Annotated in this window: 12 protein-coding genes and 1 pseudogene; 3 read left to right on the forward strand and 10 right to left on the reverse strand. The window is 68.8% G+C overall.

Annotation, left to right across the window (positions count from 1 at the left end):
• Position 1 precedes the first annotated feature (1 nt).
• The 6 genes from J7U37_RS08000 to J7U37_RS08025 form a co-directional block, all read right to left on the reverse strand.
• A complete protein-coding gene (locus J7U37_RS08000; protein ID WP_247635361.1) occupies positions 2-826 on the reverse strand; it encodes an FTR1 family protein in 825 nt (274 codons plus the stop codon).
• 46 nt (positions 827-872) lie between these two features.
• Positions 873-2,300 (reverse strand): 4Fe-4S binding protein, encoded by a 1,428-nt coding sequence (locus J7U37_RS08005; protein WP_056478793.1) that lies wholly within the window; start codon positions 2,298-2,300, stop codon positions 873-875.
• A 134-nt stretch (positions 2,301-2,434) separates the two neighbouring features.
• Positions 2,435-2,773 carry a cupredoxin domain-containing protein gene (locus tag J7U37_RS08010; protein WP_247635362.1) on the reverse strand — a complete coding sequence of 113 codons (339 nt, stop codon included), beginning with the start codon at positions 2,771-2,773 and terminating at the stop codon, positions 2,435-2,437.
• Positions 2,774-2,778: 5 nt separating this feature from the next.
• On the reverse strand, positions 2,779-3,351 hold the full coding sequence (locus tag J7U37_RS08015; RefSeq protein ID WP_247635363.1) for an iron transporter: 573 nt from the start codon (positions 3,349-3,351) through the stop codon (positions 2,779-2,781).
• A gap of 197 nt (positions 3,352-3,548) precedes the next feature.
• On the reverse strand, positions 3,549-4,922 hold the full coding sequence (locus J7U37_RS08020; RefSeq protein WP_247635364.1) for an MATE family efflux transporter: 1,374 nt from the start codon (positions 4,920-4,922) through the stop codon (positions 3,549-3,551).
• A 63-nt stretch (positions 4,923-4,985) separates the two neighbouring features.
• Entirely contained in the window at positions 4,986-5,459 is a 474-nt protein-coding gene (locus tag J7U37_RS08025) for a DUF971 domain-containing protein (RefSeq protein ID WP_247635365.1), read from the reverse strand.
• 160 nt (positions 5,460-5,619) lie between these two features.
• Between J7U37_RS08025 and moaA the strand changes: the two genes are divergently transcribed.
• Positions 5,620-6,657, forward strand: coding sequence for a GTP 3',8-cyclase MoaA (gene moaA, locus J7U37_RS08030; RefSeq protein WP_247635366.1), 1,038 nt, complete (start codon positions 5,620-5,622; stop codon positions 6,655-6,657).
• 76 nt (positions 6,658-6,733) lie between these two features.
• Complete coding sequence (locus J7U37_RS08035) at positions 6,734-7,600, forward strand: NAD(P)-dependent oxidoreductase (RefSeq protein ID WP_247635379.1); 867 nt, start codon at positions 6,734-6,736, stop codon at positions 7,598-7,600.
• Here the strand turns inward: J7U37_RS08035 and miaA are convergent.
• Positions 7,578-8,540, reverse strand: a complete 963-nt coding sequence (gene miaA / locus J7U37_RS08040; RefSeq protein WP_244478535.1) for a tRNA (adenosine(37)-N6)-dimethylallyltransferase MiaA — start codon at positions 8,538-8,540, stop codon at positions 7,578-7,580. The genes J7U37_RS08035 and miaA overlap by 23 nt on opposite strands.
• A gap of 19 nt (positions 8,541-8,559) precedes the next feature.
• On the opposite strand from miaA, the gene serB reads away from it, so the two are divergent.
• On the forward strand, positions 8,560-9,456 hold the full coding sequence (serB, locus tag J7U37_RS08045; RefSeq protein WP_247635367.1) for a phosphoserine phosphatase SerB: 897 nt from the start codon (positions 8,560-8,562) through the stop codon (positions 9,454-9,456).
• A gap of 174 nt (positions 9,457-9,630) precedes the next feature.
• Here the strand turns inward: serB and J7U37_RS08050 are convergent, their stop codons facing one another.
• From J7U37_RS08050 to hflK, 3 genes and pseudogenes are all read right to left on the reverse strand, one after another.
• A complete protein-coding gene (locus tag J7U37_RS08050; protein WP_247635368.1) occupies positions 9,631-11,169 on the reverse strand; it encodes a DegQ family serine endoprotease in 1,539 nt (512 codons plus the stop codon).
• Between the two features lie 133 nt (positions 11,170-11,302).
• Positions 11,303-12,265: a protease modulator HflC gene (gene hflC / locus J7U37_RS08055; RefSeq protein ID WP_056189839.1), complete on the reverse strand. Its 963-nt coding sequence runs from the start codon at positions 12,263-12,265 to the stop codon at positions 11,303-11,305.
• Positions 12,262-13,344: pseudogene (hflK, locus tag J7U37_RS08060) on the reverse strand (FtsH protease activity modulator HflK); the annotation flags it as partial. The pseudogene hflK and the gene hflC, both read right to left, overlap by 4 nt.
• Between the last annotated feature and the right edge of the window lie 25 nt (positions 13,345-13,369).

A 13,369-nucleotide genomic window follows, 5' to 3' on the forward strand; every position in this document is an offset into this window, starting at 1 on the left:
GTCAGGCGGTGCGGAGCTGGCGGCGCTTGCCGGCAGACGACACCTGCATCAGCGCGACCATGACCAGGATGGTGCCGAGATAGACCAGCACCTGCATGGCGCTCGGCCGGTCGGTGTAGCCGACCAGGGCGTGGAGCACGCGGCCGACCATGCTGTCCTCGCGCAGGACAGAGGAGGTGTTCCACAGCGGCCGGTCGAGCACGGTGATCAGGCCCGCATTGGTGAGGAACTGCGCGGCCTGGGCGGCGAGTCCGGCGGCGAGCAGGACGATGAGGCCGCTCGTCACCGAGAAGACGTAGCGGGTCGGGATCGCCGCGAGGCCGAAATAGCTCACCGCGGAGGTGGCGGCGCCGACCGCGACGCCGGCCAAGGCGCCGAACTGGATGTCGGGCCCGGAGGTGCCGGAGGCGACGAGTCCGTAGAGGAACAGCACGAGTTCGGCGCCCTCGCGCAGGATGGCGGCGCCGACCACCAGGGCGAGGCCGGCGGCGGTGCTTTGACCGGTGCGGACCGCCTCGCCGGCCGCGCGCAGCTCGCCGGCCAGTTCGCGCCCGTGCTTGGCCATCCAGCTGTTGTGCCAGATCAGCATCAGCACGGCGACGATGAGCACGGCGGCGTTCAGGATTTCCTGGCCGGCGCCCTCGAAGGCATCGGAGATCCTTTCGGCGAACAGGGCCACCAGGGCCGCGCCCGCGAGGCCGCCGACCACGCCGAGGCCGATCCAGCGGCCGCGCCCGGCGATGCCGCGCGTCGCCGCGAGCACGATGCCGATGATGAGGCCCGCCTCGATGACTTCGCGGAAGGCGATGACGAAGGCTCCGATCATGCGGAGGATTCCTTATGTATTGGCACGCGCGACCGAACCGGTCGCCCTACCAGATCCAGAACAGCAGCGCCCAGCCGTAGACCGAGAGCGAGCAGGCCGCCGCGATGCCGAGGGTCGCGCCGAGGCGGCGCAGCCCCCCGGCCGAGAGGCCCGCCACCGACCAGGCGAGCCAGACACTCCACAGGCTGGTACCCAGGAGGAGCGCGGCCCTCATTTCCGAGACGTAGGGAATGTGGATGCCGTCGCCGCGCAGGAACGTCACCGTCAGGGCCGAGAGGCCGAGGAAGACGCCGCAGCCCGCCACCGGGATCAGCGTCTGGGTGAGATGGTGGAAGCGACGCAGGGACCAGCCGCCGAGCGACAGGGTCGCGAGCCCGACCAGGGCCGACAGCGAGACGCCCAGCACGACCGCGGCGGCGGCGATGTAGCCCAGCAGCAGCCCGCCATCGAGCAGGCTGAGCACGTCGTTGTGCTCGGGGTAGTTGGTCAGGATGAACCAGGGCAGCGTGGTCTCGAGGGGCCAGGTGAGGCCGTGCTCGATCAACCAGGTGGCGAGCGCTTGCTTGGCGTCGATGTACCAGGGGCTCGACGACCACTGGAAGGCGCCGACCGCGAGGCCCATCATGCCGAACAGGATCAGCACGGTCTGGTCCAGGCTCGGCTCGGAGCCGGCCACGTGGACGATCTCGTGGGTGGGCGAGCGCCGCGCGAGGCGCACGGCGCCGCGATAGCCGGAGCAGCGCCCGCACATATGGCAGGCGCCGGCGCCGTTCATGGTCTTCACCGGCACCAGGGGCGCGCAGTTGAAGCTCTCGCTTTTCTGGTTCGGGGATGATTTCGGTTTCGGCGAGGTGGCCCAGGCGGCGTGGTCGACCTGGAAGCTCACCGGCGCCAGCTTGGCCAGCACCGCGAAGACCCCGTTGACGGGACAGAGATAGCGGCACCAAACTCGCTTGTTGCGGCCGTAGAGCAGCCCGACGACGATCGCCGCCACGGTGGAGCCGCCGAGCACCGCCAGCACCGGCTTCGGATAGCCGTAGACGCTGACCATCTGGCCGTAGACCGTGGTCCCGGCGAAGGCCACGAAGGGCCAGCCGCCCCAGGTGATCCAGCGCGGCACGGCGCGCCCCAGGCTCCAGCGACTGGCGAATTCCGTCAGAGCGCCCTCGGGGCAAAGAATGCCGCACCAGGCCCGTCCGACCACCACCATGCTGACCAGCACGAAGGGCCACCAGATGCCCCAGAAGGCGAATTGGGCGAAGACCGTGAGATTGTTCCAGAGATGGGCGCTGCGATCGGGCAGCGGCAGGAAGGCCGGCACGGCGACCAGCACGAGGTAGACCGCCACCACGCCCCACTGGATGGTGCGGATGGTGCCGCCATGGCGCTGCAGCCACTGCCCGAGATCGGCGAGCTTCGCGTCGATCCAGGCATCTCGGGCGTCGCGCGGCGTGAGGGAAGTCGAGGCCGCCATTCCGGTTCGATTCACCAGGGGTTCTGTGCCGGGGTCGGAGTTCACCGGGGTCGGAGTTCGCCGGGATTAGAGTTCAACATCGAAGCGGCCCCCGGAGGCTCACTTCGTCACGCGCTTCAGGGGGGTGGAGCGATTCACTTCGCCACCAGGGTCGCTTTCGCGTTCGGATGGAAGTCGTCGAACACGTCGTAGGTGCCGGGATCGACGGTGCGGAACACGATGGACGAGGTCGCCCCCGCCGCCAGCGCCTTCTCGCGCTTCAGTTCCAGGCTCTCGAACTCCACCGGACTGGTACCCGTGTTGGTGATCTCGAGCTTGAAACGGGTGTTGGCCGGAACCTCGATGACGTTCGGGGTGATGGCCCCATCCTTCATCTCGACCTTGATGACCGGCAGATCCTCGGCCCGCGCCGGGGCGGTGGCAAGGAGGCCGGCCGCGAGGGCTGCGAAAAGGGTTCGGGGCAGAACGGCCATGGGGCTCAATAGGCTCCCTTCTTGCCGATTCCCGCGAAGGTGAAATCCTGAATCAGGTCGAACGGCTTGAACCATTCGGCGACGCCGGTCTCCTTGTCGACGTGGCGACCGAAATGGCTGTTGGCGCCGGGCGGGGCCACGGTCAGCTTCAGGCGGTAGCGCCCGGGGCCGGACAGCTTGACGTTGTCGCCGTAATGCGGGCCGTCATTGGCGACCATCGGCATCAGCGAACCGGCGACCTTCGGCCCGGTGGCGGCCTCGCCCTCGAGCTTGGTGATCTCGAAATTCACCACCAGGGCGGGGACCCAGTCACCCTCGGCGAAGCCGTTGCGGTTGTCCTTGGCGGCATGGATGTCCGCCTCCAGGTGGATGTCGGACTGCGCGGCGGCGCGCATCATGTCCGGCGGGTCCATCTCGATCGGCTGCAGGTAGACGGCGCCGACCTCGATCCCGTTCTGGGTCACGTGGGGACCGATCGGCGTCTCCTTCGCCTCGACGCGCCCGCTGAACGCGGCGCCTCCGACGATCAGGGTGGCGGCCAAGGTGGCGGAGAGAAGGGAGGAAAGAATCTTGCGCATCGTGGCTAGCGCGTAGACCAGCGAACATAACAAGCAAAGAGGCTTTTTCGTCACGTTCCTTAATCAGAACCATTCCAAACTGAGGCAGAGCATGAACAGGCAAGTAGATCGATGATGATCCGACAGTTCATATCCGCTTCGTATGTGTCCAAAGCCTATCCGTACGACGGGAATTCAACCCGCATCGCGAAATGGTGTCAGGCCGGCGTGAAATCCGACACGCGTTTATCCAGAGGCATCGCGTCGCGCCCGGCGAAGGTCCGGCGCACCAGCCCGGGATAGGCCAGCGCCTGGCTGATCCCGCGCCCGGCCAGGAGAATCAGGAACGAGAGCCACAGCCCGCCATTGCCAAGGCCGGCCGCGTGGGCGGTCAACAGGGCGACTCCGTAGAGCGCGCTCGCGGCGAGCATCAGGTTGCGCATGGCCCGCGTCCAGGTGGCGCCGATATAGATACCGTCGAAAGCGAAGGGCACGGCCGCCATCAGGGGCGCCAGGGCCGCCGGCAGCAGGTAGAGCCGGGCCATGGCCCGCACCTCCGGGCTGGTGGTCACCGCGTCGATGAAGAGGTTGCCGGCCAGAAGAAAGCCGGCCGCGATGGCGCCACCGAAGGCCAGGCACCAGAGCAGGCTCAAGGCGGCGGCGCGGCGAAACCGAGCCTCGTCCCGGGCGCCCACGGCCTGCCCGCACAGGGTCTCGGCGGCGGTGGCGAACCCGTCGAGAAAGAAGCCGCCGATCATGAAGAGATTCCACAGGACGGCGTTGGCGGCGAGCACCACGTCGCCCGAGCGTGCGCCGAGTGCGGAGAACAGGGTGATGCAGCCGACCAGCAGCAGGGTCCGGATCATCACGTCGGCATTGACGCTGAGCATCCGGGCCAGCGCCAGGGGATCGCGCACCACCCGGAACGGCACCGCGAAGGGGCGCGAGCCGAGCCGGGCCAGCAGGATCAGGCCGAGACCCGCGCCGGCCACCTCGGCGATCAGGGTGGCGAGCCCGGCCCCGGCCACGCTCATGTCCGCCCCGAGGACGAACGCCAGGGTGAGCGCGATGTTGGTGAGATTGATGGCGACCTGCAGCATCAGGCCGAGATCGGTCCGCCCGCGCCCCAGCACCGAGCCGAGAATGGCATAGTTCGCCAGGGTGAAGGGCGCGGCGAAGATGCGGATGTGGAAATAGGCCGACAGGCCGGCGATCACCGCCGGGCTGGCGCCGCTGAGGGAGAAGGCGGCCCGGCCGATCGGACCCTGCAGCGCCACGATCGCCAGGCCGACGAGCACAGCCGCCGCCAGGGCGCGGGCCAGCGTGCGGTCCACCTCGGCCGCATCGTTGGCGCCCACTGCCTGCGCGGTCAGCCCGGCGGTGGCCATGCGCAGCGAGCCGAACGACCAGAAGATCGCGTCGAAGATCACGGCCCCCAGCGCCATCGCCCCGAGGAGCGCCGCGTCGCCCAGCCGGCCGATCACGGTGGCGCCGACGAAGCCGAGCAGCGGCGTCGTGACGTTGGCGAGCGTCATCGGAAGCGCGAGCGCGAGGACGCGCCGGCTCGTCGCCGGCTGGGTCGAAGGCGTCATGCGGAGGGCGTCATCGGACGGCTTTCGGGGTCGGCTTTCGGGATCGGGGCGCGGATCAGGCGGTCAGTGGCAACCGCAGCCGCTGCCGCAGCTTCCGCTCCCCTCGCTCGGGGGCGTGGCCGGCTTCGGCGCCCGGCGCACGGGTTCGCGGCTGAGGCCCCGGTCCTGCAATTCGGACAGGTAGGTCGCCCAGCGGTTCCGGTACTCGCGCCCGAGATCGTAGAGGTAGCCCCAGCCGAACAGGCCGGTATCGTGCATGTCGTCGAAGGTCAGCTTCACCGCGTAGTTGCCGATGGGCTCGACCTTGAGGATCGCCACGTCCTGCTTTCCGCCGATGACCTTGCGCTCGGAGGGCGAGTGCCCCTGGACCTCGGCCGACGGGCTCGACACCCGCAGGTACTCCGCCGGCAGGGCGAAGCGACCGCCATCCTCGAAGGCGACGTTCAGGGTGCGCTTGTCGCCCGAGAGGCGGATCTCGGTCGGCCAGCGCTCGGGAGCAGCCGGGGCCGCATGCGGGTCGACAGCCTGTTGATTCATGGTCGCATCCTTCCGCCGGGTCGCCAGACTGCCTTGCACGGGTGCTGCGCCCCGCGCAAACTTGCCCCTGGCCGTACGAACCCTCATATGTCTCGTCATGTTAGGATCGTCACGCGACCGCGCCAACGTTTCCGCACCCCAACAGAGCACAGAATCCCGCATGTGGGGTCCCCGCGCCACCGACGATGCCGCTCCGATCGCGCCAGCGCCGCTGATCGACCCGTTTCAACGGGCGATTACCTATCTGCGGATTTCGGTGACCGACCGCTGCGATCTGCGTTGCGTCTACTGCATGTCCGACGACATGCAGTTTCTGCCGAAGCGCGACCTGCTGTCTCTGGAAGAACTGGATCGGCTTTGCGCCGTTTTTATCCAGCGCGGCGTCAGAAAGTTGCGCATCACCGGCGGCGAACCGCTGGTGCGCCGCGACATCATGCATCTATTCCGGCGCCTGTCCCGCCATCTCGATACGGGCACCCTCGAAGAGCTGACGATGACGACGAACGGCACCCAACTCGGCCGATTCGCACCGGAGTTGGCCGAACTCGGCGTGCGCCGCGTCAACGTCTCCCTCGATACCCTCGACCCCGAGAAATTCCGCGCGGTGACCCGCCGGGGCGACCTCAAGGTGGTGCTCGACGGCATCGAGACGGCCCGCAAGGCCGGCATCAAGGTCAAGATCAACGCCGTGGCGCTGAAGGGCGTCAACGAGGACGAGATCGCCGACATGATCGCCTGGGCCCATGGCGACGGCATGGACATGACCCTCATCGAGGTCATGCCGCTCGGCGAGATCGAGGGCGACCGCACCGACCAGTTCCTGCCCCTCTCGGTGGCGCGAGCCCGGCTCGAACAGCGCTACACCATGACGCCCCTTCCCGACCGCACCGGTGGCCCTGCCCGCTATGTCCGCATAGCCGAGACCGGCGGTCGCCTCGGCTTCATCACGCCGCTGACCCATAATTTCTGCGAGAGCTGCAATCGCGTCCGCCTCACCTGCACCGGCAAGCTCTACATGTGCCTCGGCCAGGAGGACGCGGCGGATCTGCGTGCGGCCCTGCGCGCCTCCCCCGACGACGCCCTGGTGACCCAGGCGGTGATCGACGCCATCGCGCGCAAGCCCAAGGGCCACGACTTCGTCATCGAGCGCGCGCGCCCGGCCGCCGTGCCGCGCCACATGAGCGTCACCGGCGGCTAAGCGTTCGCGAACGTTTGACGCTCGCCAGCATCGCTCCTAGACCCCGATCGTATTCAGGATACGAACGGGGATGATGATGGCGAAGGTCGCGTTTCTGGGGCTCGGCGTGATGGGCGGACCGATGGCCCGCCACCTCGCCGCCAAGGGCCACGAGGTCACGGTCTACAACCGCACCACCGCCAAGGCCGAGGCCTGGGTCGCCGCGCATGGCGGCGCCTTCGCCGCCACCCCGCGCGAGGCCGCCCAGGGCCAGGCCATCGTGTTCGCCTGCGTCGGCAACGACGCCGATCTGCGCAGCGTCACCCTCGGCGACGATGGCGCCTTCGCCGGCATGGAGCCGGGCGCGATCTTCGTCGACCACACCACCGCCTCGGCCGAGGTCGCCCGCGAACTCGCCGATGCCGCCAAGACCGCCGGCCTCGGCTTCATCGATGCGCCCGTCTCGGGCGGACAGGCCGGGGCCGAGAACGCGGCGCTCACCGTGATGTGCGGCGGCGAGCCTGAGACCTACGCGAAGGTCGAATCCGCGATCCTGTGCTTTGCCCGCGCCAGCCGCCTGATGGGTCCGTCGGGCTCCGGCCAGCTCACCAAGATGGTCAACCAGATCGCCATCGCGGGCCTCGTCCAGGGCCTGTCCGAGGCGGTACACTTCGCCAAGCGGGCGGATCTCGACGTCGAGGCCGTGCTGGAGGTCATCTCGAAAGGCGCCGCCGGCTCCTGGCAGATGGAGAACCGCGGCAAGACCATGAACGCGGGCACGTTCGATTTCGGCTTCGCCGTGGACTGGATGCGCAAGGACCTCGGCATCCTGCTCGCCGAAGCCCGCCGCAACGGCGCGCAATTGCCCGTCACCGCCCTGGTCGACCAGTTCTACGCCGACGTGCAGGCCATGGGCGGCAATCGCTGGGATACTTCGTCCCTCATCGCACGCCTGGAGACGTGAGCAGCGCCCGCGCCCGCCCGAGGGCCTCCTCGGGTGGGGTCCAGAGCCAGTCGGCCCCCATTTGGTGGCGGAACCAGGTGAACTGCCGCTTGGCATAGCGCCGGGTGTCGCCCTGCCCGCGCCGGATCGCCTCCTCACGAATCAGCACGCCGTCGAGATGGGCGATCAGGCCCGGCACGCCGTGGGCGCGCATGATCGGCAGCATCGGGTCGAGGCGGCGGTCGCGCAGGGCCGCGACCTCGTCGAGCGCCCCCCCGGCGATCATCGCCTCGAACCGCCTATCGATGGCTCGCCGCAGGGTCTCGCGCTCGGGCGCCAGGAACAGCTTGAGCAGGGGCAGGCCGGCGAGCGGTCCGGGTTGGCGTGCCCCGTGAAAATCGGCGATGGGCCGGCCGGTGGCCGCGAAGACCTCCAGGGCGCGCATCACCCGCGCCCGGTCGCTGGGGCGAAGCCCGAGCGCGCCGGCCGGATCGCAGAGCGCGAGTTCGGCATGCAGGTCTTCGGTCGCCCGTCCCTCGGCCCGGGCGCGCACGGCCGACCGGACCGCATCCGGCACCGGAGGCAGCTCGGACAGCCCCTCCTCCAGCGCCCGGAAATACAGGCCGGTGCCGCCGACGAAGACCGGCAGGCGGCCCTCGCCGCGCAGCGATTTGATCAGCGGCTCGGCCTCGCGGGCGAAGTGTCCGGCCGAGTAGTTCACCGCTCCGTCGACGTGGCCGTACAGCCGGTGCGGGGCTAGCGCTTCCTCCTCCGCGCTCGGGCGGGCGGACAGGCGGCGCAGATCGGCATAGACCTGCATCGAGTCGGTGTTGATCACCACCCCGTCGAGATCGCGCGCGAGCGCCAGCGCCAGGCCCGACTTGCCCGAGGCGGTCGGCCCTGCGATGAGGATCGCCGCCGGCAGAACCTGCGCGTGTGGGCGTTGTAGGACCGGCGACACTGGCGTGGAAAGCTCCCGGATGACCCTCGTCGCGATCCTGATAGCAAACGAGAGCCGCCCCGCCATCACCGATGCGGTGCTGGCCGAGACCCGCGCGGTGATGCGCACCGAACATCAGCCTCGCATCCTGCACGGCGAGGTCGCCGCCGAGGTGCTGGTGCCGGGCGCGCCCGCCGATGCGCCGGCCCTGGCCCGGCGCCTGCGCGCGGCCCTGGCCTCCGAGCCGATCGACGTGGCGGTGATCGAGGCCGGCCCGCACCGGCGCAAGCGCCTGTTCCTGGCCGACATGGATTCGACCATGATCGAGCAGGAATGCATCGACGAACTCGCCGAGACCATCGGCCTCAAGGATCGCGTCGCGGCGATCACCGAGCGGGCGATGCAGGGTGAGATCGCGTTCGGCCCGGCCCTGCGCGAGCGGGTCGCGCTCCTGCGCGACGTGCCCGTGGGCCGGATCGATGCGCTGATCGCCGAGCGCATCACCCTCACGCCGGGCGGCCGTACGCTGGTGCAGACCATGAAGGCGCACGGCACCCACACCTGCCTGATCTCGGGCGGCTTCACCCTGTTCACCGGACCGGTCTCGGCGCAGATCGGGTTCGACGAGGCCCACGCCACCACCCTCGGCGTGCGGGACGGGCACCTCACCGGCGAGGTGATCGAGCCGATCGTCGACAAGGAGACGAAGCGCGCGACGCTGATCAACCTTCGCACGCGCTTCGGTCTCGATCGGTCCGAGACCCTTGCGGTGGGCGACGGCGCCAACGACCTCGACATGCTGCACGAGGCGGGCCTCGGCGTCGCCTTCCGGGCCAAGCCGAAGGTGGCCGCCGCCGCCCAGGTCCGCATCGACCACGGCGACCTGACGGCGCTACTGTATCTGCAGGGCTATGCGTCGGCCGAGTTCGTGGGCTGAGCGCAGCGGGCACCGCTCCGTCATTCCGGGGTCGCCTTCGGCGCCCCGGAATGACGGTGTAATGCCATCGACAATCGCCCTTCCCCTAACAGGGAGGGGAAGCGCTCCCCTGGACAAGACAAAACCGCCGCCCTCTCGGGCGGCGGCTTGGTATCCACAGAGTCGTTTCGACGATCAGTCGATCCCAAGCGCCACGAAGCGGACGTCACCGCTCGCGCTGGCGACCAGGAGCAGGACGGACTTGCGGCCATCCTTCTTGAGCTGGTCGATGCGCTTGGTCACGTCGGCCGGGGCGCTGACCGCCTCCTGGCCGACCTCGACGATGACTTCGCCGGGCTTGATCTGCTTGTCGGCCGCCGTCGAGTTCGGGTCGACGCGGGTGACGAGCACGCCCTTCAGGCTGTCCTTCAGGCTGAAGCGCTTGCGCGCCTCGTCGGTGATGCCGGACAGGTTGAGCCCGAGCACCTGACGGACGGCGCTCTCCGCCTCGGGCTGCTTGACGCTGGCGAGCGTCGGCTTCTCCGTATCCTCCAGGCGGCCCAGGGTGACGGACTTCGTCGTCTCGGAGCCCTTGCGGATGACCAGCACGTCCACCGTCTTGCCGACCGGCGTGGAGGCGACGATGCGCGGCAGGTCGCTCGACGACTTCACGGCCGTGCCGTTGAACTTGACGATGACGTCGCCGATCTCGAGACCCGCCGCTTTGGCGGGGCCCTTCTCGTCGACGCCGGCCACCAGCGCGCCCTTGACGCCGTCCTTCATGTCGAGGGCCTCGGCCGTGGTCTCGTCGACGTTCTGGATACGGACGCCGAGCCAGCCGCGACGGACCTCCCCGAACTCCCGCAGCTGGTCGATGACCTGCGCGGCGTTGTTCGAGGGCACCGCGAAGCCGATCCCGACCGAGCCGCCGGTGGGCGACAGGATGGCGGTGTTGATGCCGATGACTTCGCCGTTCATGTTGAACAGCGGTCCGCCGGAATTGCCCTTGTTGATGGCCGCATCCGTCTGGATGTAGTTGTCGTACGGACCGGATTCGATGTTGCGGCCGCGCGCCGAGACGATGCCGGCCGAGACCGAGCCACCGAGGCCGAACGGGTTGCCGATGGCGATGACCCAGTCGCCCGGGCGCATCTTCTCCGAATCACCGAACGGGACCGCCTTCAGGGGCTTGTTCGGCTCCGGCTTCACCCGCAGCACCGCCAGATCGATCTTGGCATCCTTGCCGATGATCTCGGCCTTCAGCTTGGTGCCGTTGTGGAGGATGACCTGGATGTCGTTGGCGTCGCCGATGACGTGGTTGTTGGTCACCACGATGCCGGAGGCATCGATGATGAAGCCCGAGCCGAGGGAATTCGACTTGCGCTGCTGCGGCTTCGGCCGGTCGGCCTCGCTGCGATCGCCGCCGCCACGCTGACCGCGCTTGTTGAAGAATTCCTCGAACAGGTCCTCGAACGGCGTGCCCTGCGGCAGCTGGGGACCCGAGCGGGTGTTGGGTCGGGCGTCGACGGTGGTCGAGGCCGAGATGTTCACCACCGCGTCGGTGACCTGATCGGCGAGATCGGCCAGCGATTCCGGTCCCTTGGCGTAGGCGGGGGCGGCGAGGCCCATGACCGAGACGGAGGTCGCCAGCGTGGCGGCCATCAGGACCGAGCGCAGGCTGCAGTGGAGCGCTCGGGAACGGGGCGCCCGGACGGCGCTCGCAACGGGGACCATGGTCGACCTCATCTCTCTCGGGACGCTCTTAGATCGTCCCCACCGTCCGCCGATCAAGAGTCCGGCGGCGGACCAAAGGCCGCCGCCGGACATGTCGTACCAGGGTCGTTTCGGCAGGATCACGTCACCCGCTTCAGCGGGTGGCGCCCGTCGAACCGGTGGTACCGGGCTCGGCCGGAGCGCGGGTGCGTGCTGCCGGGCTCGCCGGGGTCCTGCCCTGCGGATCGCTGAAGTAGCGGAAGAAGTCCGAGGACGGGCTGATCACCAATCGGGTGTCGGAGCCCTTCAGACCGGTCTCATAGGCCTGCATCGAGCGGAAGAAGCTGAAGAAATCCGCGTCCTTGCCGTAGGCTTCCGCCAGGATGCGGTTCTTGTCCGCGTCGCCCTGACCACGCAGGGTCTCGGCGGTCTGGTTGGCCTCCGAGAGCAGCACCGTCACGTCACGGTCGGCCTTGGCCTTGATGGTGACCGCCGCCTGCTCGCCGGTGGCGCGGATGTCGGCCGCCTCACGCTGGCGCTCCGTCGTCATGCGCTTGTAGACCGCCGAGCTGTTCTGAGCCGGAAGATCGACGCGGGTCATGCGCAGATCGACGATCTCGACGCCGAGCTCCTTCGCCTGCCGGTTCACGTCGGCCTGGATCTGGTTCATCAGCTCGGCGCGCTGCGTCCGCACGATGGCGTCACGGGTGGAGCGGGCGAGCAGGTTGCGCAGGGCCGAGTTGGTGAAGCTCGCCAGCAGGGTGTTGGCGCGGGCGATGTTGTTGGCCGACTGGTAGAACTTCAGCGGATCGATGATCCGGTAGCGCGCGAAGGCATCCACCTCGAGGTTCTGGCGGTCGGTGGTGAGCAGGGTCTGGACCGGCAGATCGAGGTCGAGCACCCGCTTGTCGAACAGCACCACGTTCTCGAAGAACGGAAGCTTGAAGTAGAGGCCGGGCTTGTCGGTGCCGGTCTGGTTCAGGACGGCGCGGACGCCGCCGAAGCGCAGCACCAGGGCCTGCTGCATCTGGCCGACGGTGAAGACCGACGCGTAGAGGCCGACCACCAGGGCGGCGGCGGCGATCATCAGGCCGGTGCGGAGGGTCTGATTGTTCATCGGGCCACTCCACCGGCAGCGTTGCGGGGACCGAACTCGGTCAGCGGAAGCACCGGCAGGACGCCGGCGGCGCTGGCGCCCGTACCGGCGCCGGCCCCGTTCTGATCGATGATCACCTTGTTGACCGAGCCCAGGACCCGCTCCATCGTTTCGAGGAAGATGCGCTCGCGGCTGATCACCGGGGCGACCTTGTAGGACTCGTAGACCTGCGTGAAGCGGGCGGCCTGACCGGTCGCGTCGGCGGTCGACTGCGTCTTGTAGGCTTCCGCCGCCTGGATGATCTTCTGCGCCTCACCCTTGGCGAGCGGCACCTTCTGGCTCTCGTAGGTCCGCGCGTCGTTCTTGGCGCGCTCGGCATCCTGCTGCGCCGCGTTCACGTCGAAGAAGGCGGGCCGCACTTCCGGCGGAGGCTGGACGCTGACGAGCTGGACGAGTTCGATGCGTACGCCGGCGCCGTATTCGTCGAGGGCCTTCTGGGTGATCTCCCGGACCTCCTGGGCGACGCTCGACTGTTCGTTGGTCAGGATCGGCTGGATGTTGCGCCGGCCGACGACCTCGCGCATCGCGCTCTCGGCGATGGCCTTGATCGTGCCCTCGGGGTTCTCGAGGTTGAAGACGAAGTCGGACGCCTTCAGGGGGTTGATCCGCCACTGCACTTCGAAGTCGAGGTCGACGATGTTCTCGTCACCCGTGAGCATCAGGCTCTCCTCGGGCTTGTCGACGGTGCGGGTCTGATTGCCGAAGCCGGCGCGGTAGCCAATCTGCACGCTGTTGACCTGACCGACATTCGGCTTGGTCACGGCGCCGATCGGGGCCGGGAAGTTGTAGTTCAGGCCCTGGCCGGTGGTGCTGAGATAGCGACCGAACACCGTCTCGATGCCGACCTGCTGGGGTGCCACGGTGTAGAACCCGGTGAGAAGCCAGCCCGCGACCAGGAGGCCGCCGATCACCAGCAGGCCGCGCCCACCACCGAAGGACCCGCCGGGGAGCACGCCGCGCAGCCGGTCCTGGCTGCGGCGCAGCAGGTCCTCGAGGTCGGGTGGGGTCTTGCCGCCACCGCCGCCGCCGCCGCCATTCCCCCACGGGCCTGTCTCTTATACACAA

It is taken from the genome of Methylobacterium sp. 37f, from assembly GCF_023093475.1.
Lineage (GTDB): Bacteria > Pseudomonadota > Alphaproteobacteria > Rhizobiales > Beijerinckiaceae > Methylobacterium.